This is a genomic window from Litorimonas sp. RW-G-Af-16, assembly GCF_048319245.1.
Classification (GTDB): domain Bacteria; phylum Pseudomonadota; class Alphaproteobacteria; order Caulobacterales; family Maricaulaceae; genus Litorimonas.
In genome coordinates this window covers 1,573,236-1,597,409 of record NZ_CP166993.1, presented here as the reverse complement: position 1 = coordinate 1,597,409, position 24,174 = coordinate 1,573,236, and the positions used below count along the sequence as shown (strand labels likewise).

Here is a 24,174-nt window from a genome sequence, read left to right as displayed (position 1 = left end):
TAAGATGATGCGCGTCGTCAAATGGGTTGGATTGGGATTGCTGTGCCTCATCGTGCTGGGCGCAATTATCGCCGCGATTGTTTTGCGCACACCCGCCCCGCCCAAGATCGATAAAGCTGCCATTCTCGCGACAGCTAAAACCTATGACGCTCGTATTCTGCGCGATAATTACGGCGTGCCCCATATTCACGGCAAGGCTGATGCAGACGCGTCCTTTGGCTTTGGCTACGCTCATGCTGAAGATGATTGGGAGACGATCCAGACGACTTTGATCGCCGCCCGTGGCCGTAGTTCTGAGTATTTTGGCCAAGAGGTCGCGCCGCCTGATTATCTGTTTGATTTGTTCAAAGTGACCGAGGCTGTTGAGAGCAAATTCTCGACCCTGTCGCCGCAGACTCAATCAGTTGCCAAAGCCTATGCGGATGCGATCAACCTTTGGGGCGTCGAAAATCCTGACCGCGTCTTACCAGGTGTGCTACCCGTGACAGCATATGATGTTGTGGCGGGTTTCACTTGGGCGACTCCGTTTTTCTACCGCCTAGACCTGCGGCTCGAAGATTTATTCACCGCAGAGAATAAACCCAATGTCAGCCCGTGGCGCGAAATAACCCTCAACCTGCCAAGCCTAACGCAAGCGGCGACTGTGCGCGGGTCCAACGCATTTGCCGTTGCGCCCGCTCGCAGCACTGACGGTCACACACGGCTGGTTGGCAATTCGCATCAACCGATGACAGGGCCATATGCGTGGTATGAGGCGCATATGATCTCGGATGAGGGCATGAATATTACGGGCGGGACATTCCCCGGCGTGCCGATTATCAGCCAAGGCGTGACGCCTGATCTGGCGTGGACACATACAGTCAATATGCCTGATCTGCTCGATATTTATGCCTTGGACGTGGATGATCAAGACGACCCACAGCGCTACAAAATGGACGGTGAGTGGCGAGACTTTATGCGGTCTAAATCCAAGTTTCGCGTGAAACTTTGGCGCGGCTTTTCGCTCCCTGTCACACGTGATGTCTTGTGGTCAGACCACGGTACTGTGCTGTCGACTCCCACGGGTCATTACGCCATTCGTTTTGCAGGATTGCAAGAGGTTGGCGCTTTGGAGCAGTGGTATGAAATGGGTAAGGCGACCAATATGGCGGAGTGGAAAGCGACTTTGGCGAAGAATGGCGTGCTGTCTTTCAATATCGTCTACGCCGATAAAGACGGCAATATTGCGCATGTCTACAATGCGAAAATGCCCAAGCGCATTGAGGGCCCAGATTGGACCGGTGTTCTGCCAGGGGATCGATCAGAACTGACATGGAACGAATATGCTGATCCGCGAGACCTTCCGCAAATTTGGAATCCAGACTGCGGTTGGGTGTTCTCCGCCAATGCCACACCTTTTCAAGTCACGGACCCCGGATGCGATTTATCCCGCGAAAATTTCTCCAAGACTTTCGGCATTGAGACCCGCATGACCAATCGCGCCAAGCGGTCGATTGCGCAGCTTTCCAAGGACGAAGCTATTTCTCGCGAAGAGTTACTGGCGTACCGCGCAGACGCGACCTATGCGCCTGACTCGACGCTGATGAAATTCGTGGTCGAATTGGTCAGCACGCAATCTGATGACCCTCTCATTCAACAGGCGCAGGAAATCCTACGAAATTGGGACGGCAGCACGGAGCGTGACAGTCGCGGGGCGGCGCTGGCGGTGATTTCTGGTACGCGCGCGCTTGGCTATCAATATGACGAGACTTTGCAGCCACCGATGGACGCACTCTTGCAGACCGCAAAAGATCTGCAGACTCGCTTTGATCGCCTTGACCCCGAATGGGGGGAGGTCAACCGTATTCAGCGAGGCGATATTGATGTGTCGATCAACGGCGCGCCAGATGTGTTGCGTGCGATCTATGCCGACCGCGACGGTGTGGCCAAGACGGGAGTGATGAACGCATTTGCAGGCGATACGCATATCTTCATCGCGGATTGGAACCCAGACGGCGAATTGCGCCTTGATACGATCCATCAATACGGCGCAGCAACGCTGAATGAGTCGTCTCCGCATTATGCGGACCAAGTCGAGATGTTTGCGCGCGGCGAGTATAAGCCAATGCCTGTCACCTTGGACGAAGTTTTGGCCGTCGCTGTGCGCGATTACCGCCCCGGTCAATAGTCAGCATCAAAAACGGCGCCTCGACTTACGAGACGCCGTTCTGACTGGCGGCCCCCACCAAAGGGGGGAGCGAGGGTCTTAGGCCAGCTCAAACCGATCGAGCATCATGACTTTATCCCAAGCGGCAACGAAGTCTTTGACGAATTTTTCCTTCTTATCATTTTGCGCATAAACTTCCGCCAAGGCACGGAGTTGCGAGTTTGATCCAAAGACCAAGTCTACACGGGTGCCAGTCCATTTCGTCTTGCCTGTCGCGCGGTCTTTGCCCACGAACTGCTGCTGATGTTCGTCAGCCGCTTCCCATTTCGTGTTCATATCGAGCAAGTTGACGAAGAAATCATTGGTGAGCTTGCCAGGTGTTTTGGTCAAAACACCATGCTTTGAGCCACCTTGATTGGCCCCTAAAACACGTAAGCCACCCACAAGAACCGTCATTTCAGGCGCAGTCAGTGTAAGTAGCTGCGCGCGGTCGATAAGCAAATCTTCCGTTGGCACTTTGAACTGCTTGGACAGATAGTTGCGGAAGCCATCGGCTTTCGGTTCCATCGGCTCAAACGACTCGGCATCGGTCATTTTCGCTGTTGCATCTGTATGGCCTGGCGTGAAGGGAACCGTTACTTTGTGGCCCGCGTCTTTCGCCGCTTTTTCGATCGCGGCACACCCACCCAAGACGATCAGGTCGGCGAGGGAGACGTCACCGTCAAAATCGCCCTTGATTGCTTTGAGTTTCCGCAGAACTTTACCGAGTTTTTTCGGATCATTGACCTCCCAGCTTTTTTGCGGGGCGAGAGCGACACGGGCGCCATTGGCCCCGCCGCGCTTATCCGATCCGCGGAAGCTGGAGGCTGACGCCCAAGCGGCCGAAACGAGTTCTGGCACTGACAGACCAGAGTCGAGAATTTCAGCTTTCAAAGCTTTGATCTGCGACTTGCTGATCTTCTTCTTCGGTGCAGCAGGAATGGGGTCTTGCCAGATCAAATCTTCCTTAGGCACTTCAGGGCCGAGGTAGCGAACTTTTGGTCCCATATCGCGGTGGCACAATTTGAACCATGCGCGCGCAAAAGCATCCTCAAACTCTTTGGGCTTCTTGCGGAAGCGCTCAGAGATTTTGCGGTAGGCAGGGTCGACCTTCATTGCCATGTCCGCTGTCGTCATAATGGTCGGTACCATTTTTGATGGATCATGCGCGTCTGGCGCCATGTTGGATGGGTTTGGATTGACGGGTGTCCATTGATGTGCGCCAGCTGGGCTTTTTGTCAGCTCATACTCATTGTCGAGCAGGAGGTCGAAATAGCCTTTTCCCGGACCTGTTGACCATGTGGCCGGTTCCGTAGTCCACGGCTCCTTCAATGCCTGACGTGATCGTGTCAACGCCTTTGCCTGATTTGTACGTGCTGGTCCAACCGAGGCCTTGCTCCGTGATGTCGCCACCTTCGGGTTCTGCCCCGACGAGGCCTGCATCACCAGCGCCGTGGCATTTGCCGAATGTATGACCGCCAGCCGTCAGGGCCACTGTCTCTTCGTCATTCATCGCCATGCGTGCAAATGTTTCGCGAATATCGCGGCCCGACTGCATTGGGTCAGGACGGCCATTCGGGCCTTCAGGATTGACGTAGATCAAGCCCATTTGCACAGCGGCGAGGGGATTGTCCAAGACACGGTCGCCAGAGTAACGGTTGTCACCAAGCCATTCTTCTTCTGTGCCCCAATAGACATCTTCCTCAGGTTCCCAAACGTCTTCACGTCCGCCGCCAAAGCCAAAGACGGGACCGCCCATGGATTCAATCGCGACATTCCCTGTCAGGATGAACAAGTCTGCCCACGAAATAGCATCGCCATATTTCTGCTTGATCGGCCAGAGTAGGCGGCGGGCTTTGTCGAGGTTGGCGTTATCTGGCCAAGAGTTGAGCGGAGCAAAGCGTTGCGAGCCTGCAGATGACCCACCGCGTCCATCGGCTGTGCGGTATGTGCCAGCTGCGTGCCACGCCATACGGATGAAGAACGGACCGTAGTGACCGTAATCGGCAGGCCACCAATCTTGGCTATCCGTCATCAGGGCTGTCAGATCTTTCTTGAGCGCTTTGTAGTTCAGGCCTTTGAATGCTTTTTTGTAGCTGAACTCTTCGCCGAGGGGGTTGGAGAGTGCGGAGTTCTGCGACAGGATTTTCAGGTTGAGTTGGTTGGGCCACCAATCGGCGTTTGTGCGCTTTTCAAAGCGGGTGGGCGAGCCGTGTAGGACGGGGCATTTGCCTTCTGTTTTGACGGTCAATTCATTCATAGGGTCTCTCCATGGGCTAAGGGCCAGCTTATCCTCCGCGAGTGCGGGCTGTGTGGCGGTCTTGAAAGTTGATGCGGCACGCGCTTCTGAGTCGCTTATGGCCTGACATTGATTGAAAACTATCGCGGGAAAGCGGCGATTAACAATCGAATGTTTCTATCATCTTCATAGCCTAGACCGATGGAGATTGCAAAAAGGCAATATATTTGCCTATTGCAGAGATTATCGGCGATCTTCCGCTTCTTTAGGCGGCTTGACGTAGTAATCGCGGCGGAGGCGTTGGCCCAGCCGTGTCAGAAGTTCGTAATTAATTGTCCCGAGTTTTTCAGCTTCCGCCTCCAACTGGTCCCCGCGGAAGACAACAACGCCGCCAACTTCGACGCCGAGCCGCGCCTCTGACACATCCAAGATCGTCAAGTCCATGCTGACCCGTCCGATGATCGGCATTTCCATATCGTGCAGGATAGCTGTCCCGCGATTGCTCGCATTCACGGGCACGCCGTCAGCATACCCCGCGCCCACAACTGCGATGCGCATATCGCGCGGCGCGGTGAAAGTCGCGTCATAGCCTACCGTCTCGCCCGCTTTGATATAGCGGATTTGTAGGATCGGCGCCAATAAAGTGACCGCCGTCTGGCTCACCTCTTGCTCTGGCTTAGTCGTCGCTTTGCCGCCGTAGAGGCCAATCCCAGGGCGCACCATTTGGAAATGATACGGCTTGCCCAGATAGATGCCCGCCGTATTGGCGAGACTAAGCGGCGTAATCGGCAGCTGCGCAGCGGCTTTACGGAAGGTCGCCAACTGCTGCTTATTCATCGGATGATCCGCGTCAGGGGCGCAGGCCAAATGGCTCATCACCCATTCGGGGTTTAGGATTTTCCAAATCTTCTTATCGCGTCCCAGCTCTGTCACTTCATCCATTGTCAGGCCGAGGCGGTTCATCCCCGTATCGATATGGATCGCCGTATAAGGCGGCTCGTTGACGTCTTGGGCGACGGAATACCAATAACGCGCTTGCTCCATCGAGTTGATCACGGGCTTCAGCTTCGCGCCCAGCAACACACCGCGATCACGCGGAGCAGGGCCGTTGAGCACATAAATCGCCCCGTTCGGGCCAATCGCATCGCGCAGGATTTTGCCTTCGCCAGCGGTCGCGACAAAAAAGATCCGACACCCTGCGCCGTAAAGCGCTTTGCCCACCGCGACAGAGCCGAGGCCGTAAGCATCCGCTTTCACGCTCGCGCCGATTTTGGCCGCGCCGACTTTGGCTTTCAGCGCTTCGTAATTCGCGCGGACCGTGGGCAGGTCGACGCGCAATGTCGGGCGGGTGGAGTAAGATGGGGGAGTGTCGTAAGCCATGGGCGGGGACTAACCTACCTGGCTGCATTTAGCTAGCCCGCTTCTGACCCATCATCATATTCAAATTCATGCTCTTCAAACGTGATGTCATAGAGCGCCTCAAGCCGCTTCATAAAGCGCTTGCGGTCTTCGGGTGAGGGCGGCGGCATATCCTCATAACGAGTATATTGCGGCGTAGGTTTGGGCAGAGCGTGCACCTCCGCGCGGAGTTTCGTCAGCCGTGCCAGCTCGATCTCGAGTTTCACGCGCGCGAGCTGTGTCTGTAGACTTGATTGACGGGGCATAGAATTCTCACAGGCTTTGCGCAAAAGCGCCTATAACTCCGCCGCCCAATGGACGCGAAGGATAACGAATATGCGGAACGGCCCGCGAAGCCAGCATCCGTGACGGATACCGAAATAATTAGTTTTGTTTCTCACGAACGTAGCTTCGCGGCGGTGTTTGTTGATCAGCGGCCAGTTGTTCGCATCGAGATATTCCTTAGAATATCAAAATGATCGGCCCCGCTTAAAAAGGGTCACGCACGCGGCTGTCACTCCGGATACGCTTAACCACACCGTCCTCTGATCCAAAACCTGACGCGTTCCTGTCCCAAGATCAGAAGAACGAGGGTGTTGTATCACACGGTGCAAAGGCGGGGATTAGTCTGTTGAGATTTCTGTAATATCCCCAAAGGAGACATTAGAGATTCAGAGATTAAAACGCTTCAAATCCGTCTTAACCCGTATTGATCAAGGCGCCAGCGAAGCGTGTCTATTCGGTCCTGACCAAAGAACGGCTCGCCCCTGACAACCATAGTCGGCACACCCCAATGTCCGGCCGCATCCAAGTCTGCATGATTACGGTTGATCTCGTCGAGGTGATCGCTCGCTGCGATTGCCTTTTCCATCTCGTCCAAATCCAAACCGACGGAACGCGCTGCTTTCGCTAAGTGATCGCCTTTGTCCCAATCTTCTGTTCCACCAAAAATCACTGCGGAAACGACTTGTGCGAAAGCAAGACCTTGTCCGCGCCGCTGCGCCTCCACACCCAGCTTGGCCAAGCGCATTATCAGCGGCTGATCCTCTGCGACCTCCAGAGTCTCATAATTTTGAACAACGGGATCAGGTTTAGGCGGAAAAATCATGGGCAGGCTCGAGGAATTGAGCACGGCGGAGAGAGTCCATCACGATATACATGGCGGGCTTGCGATTAGACGCATCAAACAGAGACGACTTTGCGCGCACTGCGATGGGCAGAACGACCTTTAGGTTGATTTGAACATCGTAATCCTGGGCCAGTTTCACCAAGTCAGGCGTCACAAGGTAAGAATAAGGACTTCTAAACGACCAATATACGTCAATCACTTCCATGTGTTTCTCCCTTTGGAAATAGGTGCCTTGGGTAGCAAGAGCTCAAAGCCCCAAAGTGGACATAAGCGACCCGTGACGGTTAATACCCACCCCCGCTCTGAAAGTCATCATCGGGGGCGAGATTGCCGAACTTTGTGAGGTCGGGGTTGAAGGAGAGTTTGACGGTGCCGATGGGGCCGTGGCGTTGTTTGCCGACGATGACTTCGGCTTTGCCGTGGAGTTTTTCCATGTCCTCTTGCCATTTTAGATGCTCGTCCGTGCCCTCTGACGGTTCAGAGCGGGCGACGTAATATTCTTCGCGGAAGACGAACATCACGACGTCTGCGTCTTGTTCGATCGAGCCGGATTCGCGCAGGTCTGAGAGCTGCGGGCGTTTGTCATCGCGCTGTTCCACTTGCCGCGAGAGCTGCGCGAGGGCCAGCACGGGAATGTCGAGTTCTTTGGCCAGCGCTTTCAGGCCTTGCGTGATCATCGAGACTTCTTGCACGCGGTTCGTATTCGCGTTCATGCCCGCACCGCCCGTCAAAAGCTGCAAGTAGTCGACCACGATCATATCGAGCCCGACCATGCGTTTGAGGCGGCGTGCGCGCGCTGACATCGCGCCGATAGAGATACCGCCCGTATCGTCAATGTGCAGTGGGATGCGGGAAATTTCGTCGGCGGCGTCGCGGATATGCTCATATTGCTCCATCGAAATATCGCCGCGCCGAATTTTGTGGGACGGCACGCCCGAGTGCTCTGCCAGTAATCGCGTGGCGAGCTGTTCGCTGCTCATCTCTAGGCTGAAGAAGCCAACCACGCCGCCGTCGACCGTTTTTTCCAGACCGTTTTCATCACGCTCCCGCTTGAATTTCTTGGCGATATTGAAGGCGATATTGGTCGCGAGCGAGGTCTTGCCCATGGACGGACGCCCCGCAAGGATAATGAGGTCAGAGCGGTGCATCCCGCCGAGTTGCCGATCCAAATCAATCAGCCCTGTCGCTGTGCCGGATAAATGCCCGTCCCGCGAATAGGCGGCCGATGCCATTTCAATAGATTTGATCAAGGCTTGCTCGAACGATACGAAACCCGACTGGGTGCCGCCTATTTCGGCGAGGTTATAGAGTTTGCTCTCGGCTGTCGTGATCTGCTCCCGCGCGTCGGTTTCAGAGGCGGGGTTGGTCGCTTCGGTCTTGATGTCGTCAGAGAGGCGGATCAATTCGCGGCGCATCGCCATGTCGAAGACGAGCTTGGCATATTCGGGCGCGGTAGAACCAGGCGGAGCATTATCGAGCAGGAGGGCGAGATATTCCACGCCGCCAATATCGTCGAGTTCATTGTCTTTTGAAAACCGATTCTTGAGGATAATCGCATCCGCCAGCTTGCCTTGCTCGATCAGCTTGGAAACAGTCTCATAAATTTTCACATTCATCGGAATGTAGAAATGCTTGGCCTGCACAATGCCTGACACGCGGTGATAGACTTCATTGTCAAACAACAGCGCGCCGAGGAGGGCTTGCTCGGCATCGGCGTCATGGGGGATGTCTTGGGAGAGGCGGTCGGTGATGCTGATGACGTTATCGCCGAGCATAGAGCCGCCCGTGCCGCTGCCCGTTGGGTCACCTATTGGGGCAGGGCCGTCCATTTGTTGATCGTCCATGCCTGGGGGCGGGGCGTCATAGGGTGGCGGGCTGTTCGGGTCGTTATCCATGGGTCGTGTCTATCAGTAAATTTGCGAAGCGCCACGCGCTGTGCAGGGAATCTTTGGTAGATTTTCACATAAATTTAGTCAAGGAATTAATTCCTATGTATATCTTAGCCGTATTGTGGATGAAGTGCGGTGTGCTGTGGATAAATCGTAGCATCGCCGCAAACCCCTGCGGGGTACACCGCTCGGCGGTCACGGCGATGGTAGCAGATGCGCGAGGAGAGAGACAACGCATCTGCCGGTTCGCTGAGCGGAGAATGGGGGACACCCAGCGAATTATGAGGGGACTAGGCTGTCGTCAGCCGCGTCAGCAGTGTTTCCACATCATCGGCGAGGTAGCCGATATTATAGGTCACATCATCGGCTTTCGCTGCGCCGAGAACTTCGCCCGTATAGCTGTCGACGAGGAGGGCTTTGGCTTGCGCCTTATCCCAGCTATCGCAATTCGGATCAATCGTTAGGCCCGTTTCGCGCAGTGCTTTGCCGCCAAAGCTCGCCCAGTAAGCATCCGTGCCCATGCCGTAGATAATGACGTGGCTATAGCCTTCATTGGCAGCGGTCAGGCGTATCTCGTCGATCTTGTTATCCGTGTCTATGCCTTGGAACGGGATCTCTGGAATGTATTTGAGGTAGTCGCCCGCATTCATCACTTCGATGTTCAAGTCGGCGCGCTTGTTAAGCATCTTCCAGTCAAACTCCTCGGCGTAAGGCGTTGGGATCAGGCGAGCCGCCATCAATGCGGGCCACGCCGATTCTCGCTGTCTTGGACAGGGCGGGCAAGACATCGCGTGTCTCGCTGACCGCGGGGCCATCCAGTAATTCATAGCCAATGCCCGGCACGTCTAGCGGGTTGGTTATTTCCAGCGCGGACGCTGTGTTGGCGAAGCCTGTAATCAATGCGGCAATCGCGGCGGTTTTCAAAAGTTTAGTCATGGTAGCCCTCCAATAAGTGGTTCGTTTCGATGACACCTATTTGGCAGGCGAGTAGGGCGAGGCTTTGCTGGCTCTGTGATAATTTTAAGGCAATGTTTTGGTAATGTGGCAGCTCTGCGCCGTAATCGCGAGAATAAGGCGAAATCCCGCCATGAAGATGAGCGGGAGGTGAACGGCGAGTGGGGAATTAATTAATTCGCAGCGCGCGGCTTGCCTCCCGCATGACATCTGACTAGGCCAAGAGCATGCGCTATTTAATTACGATCTGTCTTGCGGTCATGGCTCTGCTGACCTTTGGGTGCAGTGACGCCGCAAGTTCAACACGGAGCGAAAAGGCGATTGCGACATGGACGCCGAAGCTTCAGAAATCTCTGGCCGCGAAGGATCTCACCCTCGGCAGTCCGATCTTTCTGCGGATCACCAAGACGCAGAGCGTGGACGACCAACGGGGGTATCTTGAAGCCTTCGTCCAGAACACAGCAGGCAAGTATGTGCCGTTTAAGCGGTGGGAGGTTTGTTATTATTCTGGCGCGCTTGGCCCAAAGCTTAAACAAGGCGACGGGCAATCGCCCGAAGGCTTCTACTTTGTCACGCCCGCGCGGATGAACCCCAATAGCAGCTATCACCTGTCGTTTAATCTGGGCTATCCCAATGCCTTTGATCGGGCGCATGGGCGGACGGGTGACTTCCTGATGGTTCACGGCAAATGCGTCTCGATTGGATGTTACGCCATGACGGATGCGGGGGTGGAGGAGATTTATACCTTAGTGGACGCAGCCCATGCAGGCGGGCAAAGCGTTGTGCGCGTCCACGCTTTTCCGTTCCCGATGACGGATGCAAATTTAGATGCCTTTGCGGACAATCCCAATGCAGCGTTCTGGGAAAACCTCCAAGAGGGTTGGGATTGGTTCGAAACACGGAAGCGCCCGCCCAATGTCACGGTCACGGATAAACACTATGTGTTTGGAGAATTGCCGCAATAATCCCCGCCCGTCTTAGGGCTTTAGTAACCATAAATTTTACACTTTTTATGACGTTTTTGGGCTAATGCAACCTGGAACACATAGAAGGGAGCATGTGGGATGCTTAGGCGCTGGGACAAATTCAAACGCGATGAAGGCGGCAATATTGCCATCTCATTTGCGTGTATTTCTGTGGTCTTGATGACGGGGATCGCTGCGGCTATCGACTATAGCGGCATGGTCAAATCGAGAGACGGATTGCAAGCGCAGGCCGATAGCGCGGTTCTTGCGGCGGCCTTGGCAATGAGTACAGCTAAGGCTGACGATCAAACAGATTACACAAAACTCTCGCATGACGTTATGATCGCAAACGGCTATGATACGAAGTTTCCAAAGCCAACAGTCACGATGACGGGCAGCACAATCAATGTGAATGCCCGCGTGCCATATAAGCTCGCTTTCGGGAAATTGATCGGCAAGGAGACGATGTATTTGTCTGCGAATTCCGTATCGCAAATGTCTGCCGTTGACGGCACAGAGATTGCTCTGGTGTTGGATAATACAGCGTCAATGAACATGCAGGGCCGCATCGGCGCCTTGAAGCTGGGCGTCGGTGAATTAATTAAAGCCGTTGAAGATAGTGGCAGTGACACGAAAATCGCGATGGTGCCGTTTTCGAAATACGTCAATGTCGGTTTGGATCAGAGCGGCGAAAACTGGTTGGACGTGCCAACGGGTTATTCGACGGACCGCACATGGCAGCAGGCTACGCATACAAGCTCTAACTGTCGCAAAGAAGCCACTACAATCATACGCGACGGTGAAGATTACACCTATGACAAAGATGTTTGCGACACGACAACAACATATGAAACGCAATCCGCCACCACTGATAGTGTCTGGCAAGGGTGTGTGGGTATCCGCCCAGCGCCCGATGATCTTGAAGACAGTAATTACAGCCGCCGTATCCAAGGCTTGCTAAATTTTCAGCCGATGGAAGCCACAGGCCTCTCCGTCAATGTAAATGTTGACTGCCCGAGGCCCATTGTGCCGCTCACCAATGACTATGAGAAGTTAAAGACTGAGACGTCAAAACTGACAGGGACGGGCGATACCTTTATGCCGATGGGACTGGCTTGGGGTCGTCGTGTCCTCTCGCCAGAAGCGCCGTTTGACGAGAGCGACTCCAGCAAGCCGACAAAGCAAATCATGGTGCTGATGTCGGATGGCCGCAATTATGCGAAGGTGAAGACGGACGCCGCGAACCAAGCCAAGCTTAATTCTCCGCCTTATGTTGCGACGCTTGAATTGGGAGAATTCGCGCCGGAGACCAATGATCGCACCGCCGAGTTGTGTGAAGAGATCAAAGCCGACGGCATCGAACTTTATACGATCTCGTTTATGGTCAATAAGCCGAACCAAATCGCGCTATTGCGGGATTGTGCCTCTACTCCGTCTCATGCCTATTCAGCGGGCAGCAATGACGCTCTGGTCGGCACTTTCCGAAGCTTATCCAAGCGCTTGCAGGGTGAAATTCGCCTCACAAAGTAGGTTCTTGCCTCACAAAGTTGGTTTTTAAAGGGGTATTTGCCGTTTGAGGTCAATCGGCGAGTAACCTTTCCTTAACCCATTAATCCTTGGCAGAGCGCAAATGTTCGCCTAGTGTTCTCTTATGGAATCGACCCGCATCATTGGCCTGGACCCGTCCCTTGTGGCGTGTGGATGGGGCGTGATCGAGGTTCAAGGCAGCAAATTGCGCCACATCGCCCACGGCGTGATACGTCCCCCCCGTAAAGAACCGCTGCCTAGCCGTCTGAGCTTTCTGCATCTGGCGTTGATCGAGGTCATGTCGCTATATCAACCGCAAGAGGCGGGCGTCGAAGATATGTTTATGAAAGATAATGCCATGAGCGCGCTGAAGCTGGGCCAGGCGCGGGCGGCCTGTATTTTGGCCGCTACAGGGCAGGGCTTGAATGTCGGCGAATACGCGCCGCGCCTTGTGAAGAAATCTGTCGTCGGCACAGGCACGGCAGACAAAGCGCAAGTCGCGCATATGATGAATATCCTGCTGCCGGGGTGCGGCGTTAAGGCGGGCGACGCGGCGGATGCGCTGGCCATTGCCGTCTGTCACAGCCATCGCGTCGGGTCCGCAAATTCTATCCTTCGGAGAGCCGTATGATTGGCATGATTTCTGGTGTCTGTTTGATGGCAGGTACAGGCGAGGCGATTGTTGATTGCGGCGGTGTGGGCTACCTCCTGCAATGCGGGTCGCGCACACTTGGACAACTCGTGGAGGGGGAGGCTGTGCGTTTGCACGTCGAAACCCATGTCCGCGAAACGGCAATCACGCTCTTTGGCTTTCACTCTGAGGAAGAGCGCGCGTGGTTTACGCGTCTGCAATCCGTCCAAGGCGTGGGGCCGAAAGCGGCGCTGGCGATCCTCGATATAATGAGCCCAGGCGAGATACTCTCTGCGGCGAGCCTAGAAGACAAAACCGCCTTTGCACGCGCGTCAGGCGTCGGGCCAAAACTGGCGGGACGCATCGCGATAGAATTATCTGGCAAGCCCGCCCCCGTGGGTCGCGGATTTCAGCCCGTCTTTACCAAGCCGTCTAGTAGCGGCACGACCGAGGCTTCGCGCACAGAAGGTCTGTCCGATATGGCACTGCGCAATGACGCTATTTCCGCGCTGGTCAATCTCGGCATCCCGCAATCGGATGCCTTGCGGGCCGTGGCGCAGGCCTATAACACTTTCCCCGAAGACCCGCCGCTCGATGACCTGATCAAAGTGGCGCTAAAAGAATTAAGTCAGTAGGAGCTGAGCCAGTCATTGACCGAAGAGCGCATCATAGGAAGCGATAGCCAGATGGGCGATGGGCGTGACCGTGCCTTGCGGCCTTTGTCCTTTGCAGATTTCGTCGGGCAAAAAGCGGCGATTGCGAACCTGCAAGTCTATGTAGAGGCCGCGCGGCGACGCGGCGAAGCGCTCGATCACTTGCTGCTCTCTGGCCCGCCGGGGCTGGGCAAGACGACCTTGTCGCAGATCGTGGCGCGAGAGCTTGGCGTGAATTTCCGCTCGACCTCTGGCCCTGTGATTTCCAAGGCGGGCGATCTGGCCGCGCTGCTGACGAACCTAGAGCCTAATGATGTGCTGTTCATCGATGAAATCCACCGCCTCAATCCCGTGGTCGAAGAGGTGCTGTATCCCCGCCATGGAGGATTTCGAGCTAGACTTGATCATCGGCGAAGGCCCCGCCGCGCGGAGCATCAAGATCGACATTGCGCCGTTCACCCTCATCGGCGCAACGACGCGGGCAGGGCTGCTCGCCACGCCTTTGCGAGATCGCTTCGGCATCCCTGTGCGGCTAGAATTTTACGATGTATCAGAACTGACCAAGATTGTCGCGCGGGGGGCAGGAAAGCTCGACCTCGACATGACAGCGGACGGCGCGCGAGAAATTGCTGGTCGGGCGCGCGGGACTCCGAGGGTGGCTGGCCGCTTGCTACGCCGTGTGCGCGATTTATCCGAAGACGCAGGGCACATGACGGTCGATGCGGCTGCGGCGGATGCAGCGCTGCGGCGATTGGGCGTCGATGATATTGGCCTGGATAAGCAGGATATGCGCTATCTCCACGCGCTGTGCGAGATGTTTGGCGGTGGACCTGTCGGCGCAGACACGCTGGCAGCCGCTTTGTCAGAGGCCCGCGATGCGTTGGAAGACGTGATTGAGCCATACCTCATTCAGCAGGGCTTTTTGCAGCGCACGCCGCGCGGTCGCGTCGCAACAGCACGCGCTTTCGCCCATCTAGGCCTCGCAGCCCCCGTTCAACCGCTCGCCCCTAAACTATTCGGAGACGGCACAGATGGGTAAGCCTAAATCGTCTATGACCCCCACCATGGGGGAGTTTCACGGGCGGGCGCATCATTATCCGCTGCGGGTGTTTTATGAAGACACGGACTTTACGGGCATTGTTTATTACGCGAATTACCTGCGGTTTTTCGAGCGCGCGCGGAGCAGTTATTTCCGCCTCGTTGGGTTTAATCACGCGGATTTGTGGGACGCAGACGACCCGCTCGCCTTCGCCATTCGTAAGATCGAGCTGGACTATCAAAAGCCCGCGCGGATTGATGATCACCTGACGATTGTGACGACCTATGACAGCTTCAAAGGTGCGCGGTTATGGGTCAGCCAAGCGTGCTATCGCGGCGATGAACTGCTCGTGACTGCTGTATCAGAAGCCGCCTGCATAACCCCCGAAGGCCGCCCAAAACGCCCACCGAAGTGGATGGTCGAGCGGTTGGGGCCTTATTTGGAGTGATAAGGTTGTGCGCTCAAGTGAAAACTTCTTGCACGCTAACATCCTTACTAATTTTGATGCGGCCTAAGCGCGTTTTTTGCGCGATGAAGTGCAGAACAGCGGCCTTGACGATAGCGCCAATGCAAATGGTGAAGAATAATAATGGTATGATGACGAGTGCCCCAATCAGGCCATCTGTGTCTGCGGTCAAAAACCCAATTTTCCATTTAGAGGTTATATCAAAGTTGATTTTCTCTGGCATGACAAAATGGCCAATGAGCATGAGCGGCATAAGTAATACCGTTATTAAATGCTCGACGATCAGACTGATTTTGAAAATGCCCCAGAATGATAAGTCTTTAAATTGCATAAGTTTCGCTGACACGTTGCATATTGAGTGTCAAACAGATTATGAATGGCCAAGGCCTAACCCTCTTGCGTGCAATTTACCCCGCAGGTGTCGTAGTCGACGGCCGGTGGATTAAACTTTGAAAGTATATGCGAAATGACGCGAGATATTTTGTTTCTACTCCCCCGGGCTTTGCCGATAACTCACGGCGGGAATATTGTCCTGAATGTGCGGAGATGTGGGGGCTGCTGAGCTATTTCCCTGCGATCAAAGAGGCTGTCGATATTCGCTATCAGCCGATCGATAAACCGCGCGCGGAGATGGTGGAATTATTGGGTGATAAGAACCAGAACTGCCCGACTTTGTGTCTCGCAGAGGACGCGCCAGCATTTGAGGATTGCGGGATCATGACCCGTCGCGGGCAGCGCTTTCTCAATAATGCGCGCGACATCGGAAAATATTACGCGGCCCGGTTTGGCACGCCCATGCCCAGAGGAAATTAGTGAGGAAGTTAGTGCGGAAGTTAGTGCGGGAGATGAATATGATGAAATTAATGACACTAGGATTTGTGTTCGCTGTGGGTCTACAAGCCTGCACCCCCGCAGTTGAATATAGCGCGGAGGGGCCGACGGTAAGCCTGTCTGACCTGGCTGTTCTGACGGGCGATGATTGGGTCGGGAGTTTGACCTATTTGGATTATAGCAGCGGCGAGATGGCAGAAATCGCGACGAAAGTCTCTATCCAAGCTCCAGAGTCTAGGCAGATAACCTATACCATCTCCTATCCCGATGAGCCGTGGGAAGACGGGACTGATACGATCAAGCTCTCCGAAGATGGTCGCTTGGTCGATGGTTACGTCGTGATCCAAAGCCAAACGGGTGAGGCAGGTGAGGTGATGTTTATGACCGAACATGCGGGCGAAGACGATAATCAGCCCGCGACAATCCGCATGGCGTATAGGGTTGCTCCTAAAGAGTTTCAGATTCGCAAAGATGTGAAATTTGAGGCGTCAGAGGCATTTATCACGCGTAGCACTTATGCTTTCTCTCGCTAGCTATTCGGTTGGCACATAGCGGAAATGCCCTGTCATTGGGTAGGCAAACAGGATGTTATCCTCGACAGGACCAGCGCCGATATTGTGGACAATTAGCGGCGTGCCGTCTGGCGCTGTGCGGTCGGTCACAATCCCGATATGCGGCAAACGCCCACCAATGCGCCAACTGACTATATCGCCAGGCAGGTAGTTCGATGCGTCTGTTGATTTCGGCAAGGCTGCGCCTTTGCGTTTGAAATAAGTCTCTAGGTTTGGCACGCGGCGGTGGTCGATATTTTTGTCAGGGCGGGACAGCCCCCAATTCGCGGGATAGGCCGAAAAATTCGCGCGCATATCCTCATGCACGACCTTTTGCAGATCATAGCCAAATGCGGCGCGGAAGCTGCGAATGATGACGTCGGTGCAGACGCCAGTGCTGGGGTCAACATCGCCGCCAGGGTAATCCAGCCGCACATATTTGCCGTCATAACGCACGTTAGAGAGCGTATGGACTTGCGCGGCATCGACCAATGCCTCCGCCGTATTGGCGAAGGCGGCTGGCGCGAGAGACGCTGTTGCCGCGAGGACGACGCTTAGTAATAGTGTGCGACTAACCTTCAACATCAGGAACGAGTTCACCGGCACCCGGGCCAATCGGGCCAATTTCGATTTGGTCGCGCTCACAAATATCGAGCGCTTGACGGCCTTCAGAGTCCACGTAGATCACCTCGGCGGGCTTAACGACACGGACTTGCTTCACCTTGCTCTCAATCGGGGCGTAAGGCGGATTTTCAATCTGCGTGATCGCGTATTGAATTTTCGTCTCAGCCGGAATGACAACTTTTTGAAGCGCACTGACAGGCGCGCAAGTTTGGACTGGCGCGGCTATGATGACTTCTGGTGCAACGGGTTCGGGCGTAGAGCCGCAGCCCGCAATAGCGACCGCGCTGAGCAGAGAGAGTGTAACGATGTGGCGCATAGGGCCTCCTAATGGGTTTAAGCGTTTATAGCTTTGAAATACAGACGAAATTATGACGTATCTTTGACTATGGTTTGGCATAATCTGTGTGAATGATGTTTGAATATATCAAACTATATTGTGATCCATGTTGTGGGTCTATGGTTAAGACTTTCTTTCTAAACTGACCCTATATTGCATTGCGCAAGGCGGTTTTGTCACCTTACAGCCTGTTAATTGGTCATAAGGGGGCGAATGCCCTTAATTCGACATAAAGATTCTGGCTAATCGCCTGAGAGGCGAAGCCCAACAGAAAAGCAGGACGTCAATGTTTGAACTCATATTCCAAGCCTCCGCCCCATTGGGCGATGTTCACAGTGGAGATTTCTCCTTCTGGTCCTTGTTTAAAATGGCTGACTGGGTTGTGCGCTCTGTCATGATCTTGCTGGCCGTGGCTTCTATCTGGTCATGGGTTGTCGCGATTAATAAGGCTGTGATGTTCTTTATGCTGCGCCGCCGCGCGACAGCCTTTGAAGATACATTCTGGTCTGGCCGCACGCTGGACGAACTCGCCGCCGCACTTGGCAATGACACGCGAGACCCGATGGCGCGCGTATTCTCTGCTGCGATGCGAGAGTATAATGAAAGCAATACGACAACGGGCGGACGATCTGATCAAGCGACGCATGAGCGAATTGATAGCGTGATGAACCTTGTTGTGAACCGCGAAATGGCGAAGGCATCTAAGGGCATGACCGTCCTTGCGACGGTCGCCTCGGCGTCTGTGTTTGTGGGGCTATTTGGGACTGTCTGGGGCATTATGAATGCGTTCCGCGCGATTGCCGCCAGCCAGAATACGAACCTATCCGTGGTTGCGCCCGGCATTGCGGAAGCGCTGTTCGCGACGGCTTTGGGCCTGATCGCAGCGATCCCCGCGTTGATTTTCTATAACGTCTTTACGTCTGATTTGGAAAAATATGGCGGCCGCTTGGAGGGCTATGCCGACGAATTATCTGCGATCCTGTCGCGTAAGCTTAGCAAGGGTATTTAGGCATGGGTGCGTCAGTCGGATCATCCCGGCGGTCATCTGGCCGCGGTCGCGGACGGTGGAACCGCAGCGGCGTCAAGGCGGACATTAATGTCACACCCTTGGTCGATGTTATGCTTGTGCTGCTGATCGTATTCATGGTCGCTGCGCCGCTGCTCTCGGTTGGAGTGCCGCTGGAATTGCCCAAGACGGATGCGAAATCGCTGCCCTCGCAGCAAGAGCCGATCACGATCTCTGTCGATAAATCTGGCACAGTGTTTATCCAAGACGACGAAATCTCGCTCGAAGACCTTGCGACGAAACTGATTGCGGTGTCGGCGAATGGCTATGAAGAGCGGATTTATCTGCGCGCGGATGCGGGCAGCGATTACGGCGCGGTGATGAAAGTCATGGCGCGCGTCAACGCGGCAGGCTTTTCCAATCTCGGCCTCGTGACTGACCCCGTTAGCGCAGGGGCAGGTGGGCAGTAGTGAAAGCGGGCTTGCCCATATCTCTGCTGCTGCACGCAGCTGTGTTCGCTGGCTTTGGCTGGATGGGCGGGGCGGCAAAGCCGTTGCAAGAAGGCCGCGTCATTCCGATTGAGTTGATCACGATTGCACCTGAAACCAATGTCCGCGCCGCGATCCGCAAGCCTGACCCTAAACCGCTAGAGGCGGATGACCCCATGACGCTGGTGAACCCGATGGAGGCTGCGCCCGACGAAGACGACGCGGTCAAAGTTGCGCCAAAGGATAACTCTGCGCCTGTGAAGCAGGCCGAAGCCGTCATTCCAGAGGTTGACGAAAAAGCTATCCCGACACCTGACACGCCTGAACCGCCCGAGGAGACAAAGCCGAGCTTTGATCTGGATAAGCTTGCGGCCCTTGTCGACAAATCCAAGACCACGGCGCCTGAGAAAAATCAGCAGAAAACGCTGCAGGGCGAGACGGATAATATCAACTACGAGTCCGTCAACCGTGCGGGCACGGGGGCAGGGACGGCGATGACGCTCTCAGAACTCGATGCGCTGCAATCGGCGATGTATAAATGTTGGCGCATGCCAGCGGACGCGAAAGACCCGCAAGATTTGATTGTGCGGCTGGACGTATCCATGCTGCGCGGCGGTTTTGTCGAGGACGTCAAAGTCATTGACCGCGCGAAATCTCGTCGGAGTTCGCCAGGTAACCCGTTCTGGGATGTGGCGGAGCAACGCGCGGTTCGCGCTGTGCAGCAATGCGCGCCTTATGACTTTTTGCCCGATGAGAAATATATGCAGTGGCAAAGCATCACCCTGAATTTCCGCCCGCAAATCTGAATCAATGTTTAACGAAGGATATGTTTTGAAAGCTCTTTTGACACTTATACGCCTGACCTTGATGTGGTGCATTGCTGTGCTCTTCGGCTCTGTCTCTGCCTATGCGCAGATCGAAATTGATATCACGAAGGGCAATCTTGACCCGACCCCGATCGCTATTCCCGACTTCCTCGGCGAGAGCGTGCAAGCGACCCAACTCGGTCAAGATATTGCGGAGGTTATCCGTGCAGACCTTGAACGCTCTGGCCTGTTCAAATCGCTCGATCCTGCCAGCTTCCTCGAAACACAGACTAATATCGACTATGAACCAACATTTTCTGATTGGCGTGTGATTAAGGCCGAAGCCCTTGTGTCTGGTCGTATCGTCGTTGATGACCCGACCCGTGTGCGCGTCGAGTTCCGCCTCTGGGACGTGTTTGCGGGCAAGCAGCTCGCGGGCATACGCTTCGCCACGACCCCTGAAAACTGGCGTCGCACAGCGCATAAAGCGTCTGATGCAATCTATAAAGCGCTGACCGGAGAAGAGGGTTATTTCGATAGCCGCATCGTCTTTATTGACGAAAAAGGCCCCAAGATTGACCGCCGCAAACGCCTCGCGATTATGGATCAAGACGGCGCGAACCCGCAATATTTGCTGGGGGGATCAGACCTCGTCTTGACCCCGCGCTTCTCGCCCAATTCGCAGAAGATCACTTATATGAGCTATGAGAATAATCGCCCGCAAGTCTATCTGCTAGAGATCGAGACGGGACGGCGGGAGCTGCTCGGCAATTTCCCAGGGATGACGTTTGCGCCGCGTTTCTCGCCCAAGGGTGACAAGCTGATCCTCGCAATGGAGCGCAAAGGGAATTCTGATATATATGTCATGGATTTGCAGTCGCGCTCGACCAACCGCCTGACAACGGACCCTGGTATTGATATTTCTGGCAGCTTTTCACCCGATGGCCGCAAGATCGTGTTTAACTCAGACAGAGGCGGCTCGCCGCAGCTTTACGTGATGAACGCGGACGGATCAGGCACAAAGCGCATTACCTTCGGCAAAGGCCGTTATAACGCCCCTGTCTGGAGCCCGCGCGGAGACAAAATCGCTTTTGTGAAAAGCGGCGGCGGCAAATTTGCCATCGGCGTGATGGACCCAGACGGTAGCAATGAGCGTCAACTAACAGAAAGCTATCTAGACGAAAGCCCAACTTGGAGCCCCAATGGTCGCGTTATCCTCTTCTCTCGCAGCACGCGCGGAGAGCGGGGCGGGTCCGAAATTTGGTCGGTTGACCTGACAGGACAAAACCTGCGCAAAGTCAGCACGCCGGGGCAGGCCTCTGACCCCGCTTGGTCCCCAATTCTGCCTTAATTTCGCCCACAAAGCGGTTGACCTAACCATATGGACATAAAGTGAGGCGTTTGAGCGACAGTGATAGATGAATTCTCGGACAGGTCACGGAAATCGCTTGAACTCCCATGCTTAGCTAGATTGAATGATAACAGATTTTTTTGCAGGAGACTGACATGACATATAAAGCATTGATCCTCGGAGGCTTAACTCTCGCCGCCCTTTCGGCGTGTGCGACAAAGCCCGATCCCGTTGAAGAAGTGATAGAAGCTCCCGTCGAACAAGCGCCTGTTTTCCAAGCGCCTGTTGAGCAAGCGCCCGTTATTCAAGCTCCGATTGAGCAGCCAGATGTGGTCGCCCTCGATCCTAATTTACCAATCCCTGGCACGGCAGAAGATTTCGCCTATCAGAGCGGCGGCGAAGCGCGTGTCTTCTTTGGCTATGACCAATATACACTCACCAATGACGCGCGTCAGGCGCTGCGCAGCCAAGCCGAATGGCTAAAGCTTTATACCGAATATAGCGCCGTGATCGAAGGTCACGCGGATGAGCGCGGGACGCGGGAATATAACCTCGCCCTCGGTGCGCGCCGTGCGGATGCGGTGCGAGAGTTTCTGGTGTCCCAAGGCGTGAATCCGTCGCGTCTGTCGACTGTATCCTACGGCAAAGAACGCCCAATCGACCCGCGCAGCAACCAAGAGGGATGGGCGCGTAATCGTAACGGCTTTACCAATTTGAGCAGCGCAGGCCGCTCTTAGCCGAATTAACACGCCCGTTTTGGCGGGCTGTTAACCTGACATTCACCACTCTGACGGCCTTTTAACGGGCCAATCCCGTTGCGCTGTTCTATGCTGTGGCGACATGAACGAAGAGGTAATCTCATGCAGTCCAAACTTGTGCAGTCCAAACTTGCCACCCTCGCATTTTCGACACTCCTATTAATGGGAGTCTGGAGCAGCCCTGCCTTTGCGCAGTCCAAGAAAGACTTGGCCGCGCAAAATGCGGCGCTAGAGCAGCGCTTATCGCGTCTTGAACAGCGCATGCTGACGGGTGATCCGGCCGCGGAGCGGTTGATGCAGCGCATTGATACGCTGGAGACAAGCCAGCGTGCTCTGCGCGGCGAATTAGAGCGCATCACATTTGAGCGCGATAATTTGAAGTCAGAAGTTGACGCTTTGGCGGGCGATGTGCGTGCGATGCAAGGCCTCTCTAACCGCATGAAAATCCATCTGGACGCCGTTGATTTGGTCGCGCGGGAAACAAACCAAGCGCAACAAGCGGCCCGCAATGCCACGCTGTCTGGACAGCCATCATCTAGCGCAACGGGTCCGATTTCCGCCGTGCCCTCCGCGCCGACGTTAAAAGAGCAGACGTTGAATGTACCCTCAGTCGATACGCTAGGCGGTCAAGCCGCAATCATCCAATCTGCCCCTTCCAATGACGTGACGCAGTTGGGGCAGCTCGGCAAAACGAAGCTCGCAGAGGGAGATTATGCAGGGGCGCAGGTTGCGCTGTCGCAATATCTCCAATTTAATCCAGACGCCGCCGATGCAGGTGAAATGCAGTATTGGCTGGGCGAGAGTTATTTTGTGCGCGGCGGATATGCGGACGCAGCGGATGCCTATATTGGCGCGATGCGTAAAGCCCCGCAAGGCGCAAAAGCCCCTGACGCTATGGTGCGCCTCGCGGCCAGCCTCCGTGAACTGGGCCAGATCAGCGAAGCCTGCCAAACCCTGGCCAGCTTCCCCGCCCAATTCCCGAATGCGTCGGCGACGGTGAGGGCCAAGGCCAATACAGAAGCGGCGCGAACAGGTTGCTAGAAGTCTGGCCTCTGACCTGCTAGGGGCGGGCATGACGCCGGCTCAATTCAATCAACTCTTTAGCTTTGTCCAAACGCTAGACACGCCTGTCGCGATTGCGTTTTCGGGCGGGGGGGACAGCACGGCTTTGCTCCACGCGCTGCGCGATCACCCGTTGGCGACCCATGCCTTTATCATTGATCATAATTTGCGCCGTGAGAGCGCTTTGGAGACAGAGCGATCAGCCGATTTCGCGCGGGATTTGGGTTACACAATTATCACAAAACGCTGGGACCACGGCGGCGTCACGACCGGGCTGCAAGTCAAAGCGCGGGCATATCGCTACGCCGCGATGGGAGACATGTGCCGCCGCGCAGGGCTCGCGCATTTGCTAACCGCGCATACGGCGGATGATCAGGCCGAAACGCTGCTGATGCGAAAGGCGCGGCTGACGGGCTGGCGCGGCTTGGCGGGGATGGCGGAGAGTGCTTACGGCCCGCTTTGGCCCGCGCTCGCAGAGGTTACGCTGCACCGCCCTTTGCTGCGCGTATCGCGACAGGATTTGCGGGCGTATAACCGCGCAGAAAACCTGTCTTGGATCGACGATCCGTCCAATGAAAATCAAGACTTCACGCGGATCAAAGCGCGGTCAGAACTGGGCGTAAAAGCGGGGCTGACGGAAAAGCTGCTGGAGGTTCAAACCCAGAACCGTGCGCGTCGAGATGCGGAGGCCGCGTTATTTGGCACGTGGCTCGCGCGTCACGCGACGTTGCATGCGGCGGGCTATGTCACAACGACCCGCGTGCCGCCCGTTGAATTGCTCCTGCATCTGCTCCGTGCGGTGTCTGGCTCGGGTGGGCCGATTGATGCGGCACGGCGAGAGGCGTTGGCCGCGCGGATGGAGGCGGCAGATTTTGACGCGGCGACTTTGGCGGGGGCGTGGGTGGTCAAGACCGCCGATGGATTTCTGTTCACGCGCGACCCGGTCGCTGTCAAAGGCCGCGCGGGAGGAGACGGGGACGGCGCTGCGCTGGCCGCACCTGTCGATATTCCAACGGACTACCCGCTCATATGGGACGGGCGTTTCGCCATTCAGGCAAGCCAAACGGGCTTTGCTGTGCAGGCCGCCTATGGGCATTTGCAAAAGCTGGACGGACTTACGAACTATCCAAAGGAAGTGCGCGGGACTTTGCCGATGATTGTGAAAGGCGAGATCATTTACGGAGACAGCGCTGACGGCGTGCAAATGCAGAATTTGGTCACGAAACGCCTCTATGCACACTTCGGTACTACGTCAAAAACGCCGAAAGCTATATAAATCGCCTTT

Annotated in this window: 25 protein-coding genes and 2 pseudogenes; 16 read left to right on the top strand and 11 right to left on the bottom strand. The window is 55.4% G+C overall.

Annotated features, from left to right (window positions below; all coding sequences use genetic code 11):
- Positions 1–4: 4 nt before the first annotated feature.
- Positions 5–2,167 carry a penicillin acylase family protein gene (locus tag AB8615_RS07950; protein WP_418152114.1) on the top strand — a complete coding sequence of 721 codons (2,163 nt, stop codon included), beginning with the start codon at positions 5–7 and terminating at the stop codon, positions 2,165–2,167.
- A gap of 78 nt (positions 2,168–2,245) precedes the next feature.
- Here AB8615_RS07950 and katG read toward each other — a convergent pair.
- The 8 genes and pseudogenes from katG to AB8615_RS07910 all read right to left on the bottom strand — a co-directional run bounded on the left by katG (position 2,246) and on the right by AB8615_RS07910 (position 9,776).
- Positions 2,246–4,445: pseudogene (gene katG / locus AB8615_RS07945) on the bottom strand (catalase/peroxidase HPI).
- 222 nt (positions 4,446–4,667) lie between these two features.
- Positions 4,668–5,804 carry an alanine racemase gene (gene alr, locus AB8615_RS07940; protein WP_409432072.1) on the bottom strand — a complete coding sequence of 379 codons (1,137 nt, stop codon included), beginning with the start codon at positions 5,802–5,804 and terminating at the stop codon, positions 4,668–4,670.
- Positions 5,805–5,836: 32 nt separating this feature from the next.
- Positions 5,837–6,088 carry a hypothetical protein gene (locus tag AB8615_RS07935; protein ID WP_409432071.1) on the bottom strand — a complete coding sequence of 84 codons (252 nt, stop codon included), beginning with the start codon at positions 6,086–6,088 and terminating at the stop codon, positions 5,837–5,839.
- Between the two features lie 422 nt (positions 6,089–6,510).
- Positions 6,511–6,930 (bottom strand): DsbA family protein, encoded by a 420-nt coding sequence (locus AB8615_RS07930; protein ID WP_418152111.1) that lies wholly within the window; start codon positions 6,928–6,930, stop codon positions 6,511–6,513.
- Positions 6,914–7,156 (bottom strand): hypothetical protein, encoded by a 243-nt coding sequence (locus tag AB8615_RS07925; protein WP_418152109.1) that lies wholly within the window; start codon positions 7,154–7,156, stop codon positions 6,914–6,916. The genes AB8615_RS07930 and AB8615_RS07925 overlap by 17 nt, the downstream gene beginning before the upstream one ends.
- A gap of 79 nt (positions 7,157–7,235) precedes the next feature.
- Complete coding sequence (locus tag AB8615_RS07920) at positions 7,236–8,726, bottom strand: replicative DNA helicase (RefSeq protein ID WP_409434084.1); 1,491 nt, start codon at positions 8,724–8,726, stop codon at positions 7,236–7,238.
- 404 nt (positions 8,727–9,130) lie between these two features.
- The gene (locus tag AB8615_RS07915) at positions 9,131–9,577 is read right to left on the bottom strand and encodes a hypothetical protein (protein WP_418152108.1); all 447 of its coding nucleotides are present in this window, start codon (positions 9,575–9,577) and stop codon (positions 9,131–9,133) included.
- The gene (locus tag AB8615_RS07910) at positions 9,534–9,776 is read right to left on the bottom strand and encodes a hypothetical protein (RefSeq protein ID WP_418152106.1); all 243 of its coding nucleotides are present in this window, start codon (positions 9,774–9,776) and stop codon (positions 9,534–9,536) included. Before AB8615_RS07910 ends, AB8615_RS07915 begins: the two co-directional genes overlap by 44 nt.
- A gap of 245 nt (positions 9,777–10,021) precedes the next feature.
- On the opposite strand from AB8615_RS07910, the gene AB8615_RS07905 reads away from it, so the two are divergent.
- From AB8615_RS07905 to AB8615_RS07880, 6 genes and pseudogenes are all read left to right on the top strand, one after another.
- Positions 10,022–10,759: a L,D-transpeptidase family protein gene (locus tag AB8615_RS07905; RefSeq protein WP_409432068.1), complete on the top strand. Its 738-nt coding sequence runs from the start codon at positions 10,022–10,024 to the stop codon at positions 10,757–10,759.
- Between the two features lie 99 nt (positions 10,760–10,858).
- Positions 10,859–12,289 carry a TadE/TadG family type IV pilus assembly protein gene (locus tag AB8615_RS07900; protein ID WP_409432067.1) on the top strand — a complete coding sequence of 477 codons (1,431 nt, stop codon included), beginning with the start codon at positions 10,859–10,861 and terminating at the stop codon, positions 12,287–12,289.
- Between the two features lie 121 nt (positions 12,290–12,410).
- Complete coding sequence (ruvC, locus tag AB8615_RS07895; protein WP_409432066.1) at positions 12,411–12,917, top strand: crossover junction endodeoxyribonuclease RuvC; 507 nt, start codon at positions 12,411–12,413, stop codon at positions 12,915–12,917.
- Positions 12,914–13,552, top strand: coding sequence for a Holliday junction branch migration protein RuvA (gene ruvA / locus AB8615_RS07890; RefSeq protein ID WP_409432065.1), 639 nt, complete (start codon positions 12,914–12,916; stop codon positions 13,550–13,552). The genes ruvC and ruvA overlap by 4 nt, the downstream gene beginning before the upstream one ends.
- Before the next feature lie 51 nt (positions 13,553–13,603).
- Positions 13,604–14,609, top strand: a pseudogene (gene ruvB / locus AB8615_RS07885) (Holliday junction branch migration DNA helicase RuvB).
- Complete coding sequence (locus AB8615_RS07880; RefSeq protein ID WP_418152103.1) at positions 14,602–15,057, top strand: YbgC/FadM family acyl-CoA thioesterase; 456 nt, start codon at positions 14,602–14,604, stop codon at positions 15,055–15,057. The pseudogene ruvB and the gene AB8615_RS07880 overlap by 8 nt, the downstream one beginning before the upstream one ends.
- 13 nt (positions 15,058–15,070) lie before the next feature.
- On the opposite strand, the gene AB8615_RS07875 is transcribed toward AB8615_RS07880, so the two are convergent.
- Positions 15,071–15,406: a hypothetical protein gene (locus AB8615_RS07875; protein WP_418152101.1), complete on the bottom strand. Its 336-nt coding sequence runs from the start codon at positions 15,404–15,406 to the stop codon at positions 15,071–15,073.
- Between the two features lie 128 nt (positions 15,407–15,534).
- On the opposite strand from AB8615_RS07875, the gene AB8615_RS07870 reads away from it, so the two are divergent.
- On the top strand, positions 15,535–15,888 hold the full coding sequence (locus AB8615_RS07870) for a DUF3088 family protein (RefSeq protein ID WP_418152099.1): 354 nt from the start codon (positions 15,535–15,537) through the stop codon (positions 15,886–15,888).
- A 38-nt stretch (positions 15,889–15,926) separates the two neighbouring features.
- A complete protein-coding gene (locus AB8615_RS07865) occupies positions 15,927–16,439 on the top strand; it encodes a hypothetical protein (protein WP_409432060.1) in 513 nt (170 codons plus the stop codon).
- Here the strand turns inward: AB8615_RS07865 and AB8615_RS07860 are convergent, their stop codons facing one another.
- Together AB8615_RS07860 and AB8615_RS07855 are read right to left on the bottom strand one after the other, a co-directional pair.
- Positions 16,440–17,042: a DUF1287 domain-containing protein gene (locus AB8615_RS07860; protein ID WP_418152097.1), complete on the bottom strand. Its 603-nt coding sequence runs from the start codon at positions 17,040–17,042 to the stop codon at positions 16,440–16,442.
- Entirely contained in the window at positions 17,029–17,397 is a 369-nt protein-coding gene (locus AB8615_RS07855; RefSeq protein ID WP_409432058.1) for a hypothetical protein, read from the bottom strand. Before AB8615_RS07855 ends, AB8615_RS07860 begins: the two co-directional genes overlap by 14 nt.
- 307 nt (positions 17,398–17,704) lie before the next feature.
- On the opposite strand from AB8615_RS07855, the gene tolQ reads away from it, so the two are divergent.
- The 7 genes from tolQ to tilS all read left to right on the top strand — a co-directional run bounded on the left by tolQ (position 17,705) and on the right by tilS (position 24,165).
- Positions 17,705–18,427 carry a protein TolQ gene (tolQ, locus tag AB8615_RS07850; RefSeq protein ID WP_409432057.1) on the top strand — a complete coding sequence of 241 codons (723 nt, stop codon included), beginning with the start codon at positions 17,705–17,707 and terminating at the stop codon, positions 18,425–18,427.
- A gap of 2 nt (positions 18,428–18,429) precedes the next feature.
- The gene (locus AB8615_RS07845; RefSeq protein ID WP_409432056.1) at positions 18,430–18,894 is read left to right on the top strand and encodes an ExbD/TolR family protein; all 465 of its coding nucleotides are present in this window, start codon (positions 18,430–18,432) and stop codon (positions 18,892–18,894) included.
- Positions 18,894–19,718: a hypothetical protein gene (locus AB8615_RS07840; protein ID WP_409432055.1), complete on the top strand. Its 825-nt coding sequence runs from the start codon at positions 18,894–18,896 to the stop codon at positions 19,716–19,718. Before AB8615_RS07845 ends, AB8615_RS07840 begins: the two co-directional genes overlap by 1 nt.
- 61 nt (positions 19,719–19,779) lie before the next feature.
- A complete protein-coding gene (gene tolB, locus AB8615_RS07835; RefSeq protein ID WP_409434083.1) occupies positions 19,780–21,069 on the top strand; it encodes a Tol-Pal system beta propeller repeat protein TolB in 1,290 nt (429 codons plus the stop codon).
- Positions 21,070–21,224: 155 nt separating this feature from the next.
- A complete protein-coding gene (gene pal, locus AB8615_RS07830; protein WP_409432054.1) occupies positions 21,225–21,806 on the top strand; it encodes a peptidoglycan-associated lipoprotein Pal in 582 nt (193 codons plus the stop codon).
- A gap of 123 nt (positions 21,807–21,929) precedes the next feature.
- A complete protein-coding gene (ybgF, locus tag AB8615_RS07825; protein WP_409432053.1) occupies positions 21,930–22,868 on the top strand; it encodes a tol-pal system protein YbgF in 939 nt (312 codons plus the stop codon).
- A 31-nt stretch (positions 22,869–22,899) separates the two neighbouring features.
- Entirely contained in the window at positions 22,900–24,165 is a 1,266-nt protein-coding gene (gene tilS, locus AB8615_RS07820; protein WP_409432052.1) for a tRNA lysidine(34) synthetase TilS, read from the top strand.
- Positions 24,166–24,174: the final 9 nt, after the last annotated feature.

What these genes read in the sequence shown, in the direction of transcription:
- AB8615_RS07870 (WP_418152099.1), top strand. Translation starts at nt 15,535, where the DNA reads ATGCGAAATGACGCGAGATATTTTGTTTCTACTCCCCCGGGCTTTGCC.
- ruvC (WP_409432066.1), top strand. Translation starts at nt 12,411, where the DNA reads ATGGAATCGACCCGCATCATTGGCCTGGACCCGTCCCTTGTGGCGTGT.
- alr (WP_409432072.1), bottom strand. Translation starts at nt 5,804, where the DNA reads ATGGCTTACGACACTCCCCCATCTTACTCCACCCGCCCGACATTGCGC.
- AB8615_RS07865 (WP_409432060.1), top strand. Translation starts at nt 15,927, where the DNA reads ATGATGAAATTAATGACACTAGGATTTGTGTTCGCTGTGGGTCTACAA.
- ybgF (WP_409432053.1), top strand. Translation starts at nt 21,930, where the DNA reads ATGCAGTCCAAACTTGTGCAGTCCAAACTTGCCACCCTCGCATTTTCG.
- tolB (WP_409434083.1), top strand. Translation starts at nt 19,780, where the DNA reads ATGTGGTGCATTGCTGTGCTCTTCGGCTCTGTCTCTGCCTATGCGCAG.
- AB8615_RS07910 (WP_418152106.1), bottom strand. Translation starts at nt 9,776, where the DNA reads ATGACTAAACTTTTGAAAACCGCCGCGATTGCCGCATTGATTACAGGC.
- AB8615_RS07920 (WP_409434084.1), bottom strand. Translation starts at nt 8,726, where the DNA reads ATGCTCGGCGATAACGTCATCAGCATCACCGACCGCCTCTCCCAAGAC.
- AB8615_RS07935 (WP_409432071.1), bottom strand. Translation starts at nt 6,088, where the DNA reads ATGCCCCGTCAATCAAGTCTACAGACACAGCTCGCGCGCGTGAAACTC.
- AB8615_RS07875 (WP_418152101.1), bottom strand. Translation starts at nt 15,406, where the DNA reads ATGCAATTTAAAGACTTATCATTCTGGGGCATTTTCAAAATCAGTCTG.
- tilS (WP_409432052.1), top strand. Translation starts at nt 22,900, where the DNA reads ATGACGCCGGCTCAATTCAATCAACTCTTTAGCTTTGTCCAAACGCTA.
- AB8615_RS07855 (WP_409432058.1), bottom strand. Translation starts at nt 17,397, where the DNA reads ATGCGCCACATCGTTACACTCTCTCTGCTCAGCGCGGTCGCTATTGCG.
- AB8615_RS07880 (WP_418152103.1), top strand. Translation starts at nt 14,602, where the DNA reads ATGGGTAAGCCTAAATCGTCTATGACCCCCACCATGGGGGAGTTTCAC.
- AB8615_RS07860 (WP_418152097.1), bottom strand. Translation starts at nt 17,042, where the DNA reads ATGTTGAAGGTTAGTCGCACACTATTACTAAGCGTCGTCCTCGCGGCA.
- AB8615_RS07905 (WP_409432068.1), top strand. Translation starts at nt 10,022, where the DNA reads ATGCGCTATTTAATTACGATCTGTCTTGCGGTCATGGCTCTGCTGACC.
- AB8615_RS07900 (WP_409432067.1), top strand. Translation starts at nt 10,859, where the DNA reads ATGCTTAGGCGCTGGGACAAATTCAAACGCGATGAAGGCGGCAATATT.
- AB8615_RS07930 (WP_418152111.1), bottom strand. Translation starts at nt 6,930, where the DNA reads ATGATTTTTCCGCCTAAACCTGATCCCGTTGTTCAAAATTATGAGACT.
- AB8615_RS07925 (WP_418152109.1), bottom strand. Translation starts at nt 7,156, where the DNA reads ATGGAAGTGATTGACGTATATTGGTCGTTTAGAAGTCCTTATTCTTAC.
- pal (WP_409432054.1), top strand. Translation starts at nt 21,225, where the DNA reads ATGACATATAAAGCATTGATCCTCGGAGGCTTAACTCTCGCCGCCCTT.
- ruvA (WP_409432065.1), top strand. Translation starts at nt 12,914, where the DNA reads ATGATTGGCATGATTTCTGGTGTCTGTTTGATGGCAGGTACAGGCGAG.
- AB8615_RS07950 (WP_418152114.1), top strand. Translation starts at nt 5, where the DNA reads ATGATGCGCGTCGTCAAATGGGTTGGATTGGGATTGCTGTGCCTCATC.
- AB8615_RS07845 (WP_409432056.1), top strand. Translation starts at nt 18,430, where the DNA reads ATGGGTGCGTCAGTCGGATCATCCCGGCGGTCATCTGGCCGCGGTCGC.
- AB8615_RS07915 (WP_418152108.1), bottom strand. Translation starts at nt 9,577, where the DNA reads ATGGCGGCTCGCCTGATCCCAACGCCTTACGCCGAGGAGTTTGACTGG.
- tolQ (WP_409432057.1), top strand. Translation starts at nt 17,705, where the DNA reads ATGTTTGAACTCATATTCCAAGCCTCCGCCCCATTGGGCGATGTTCAC.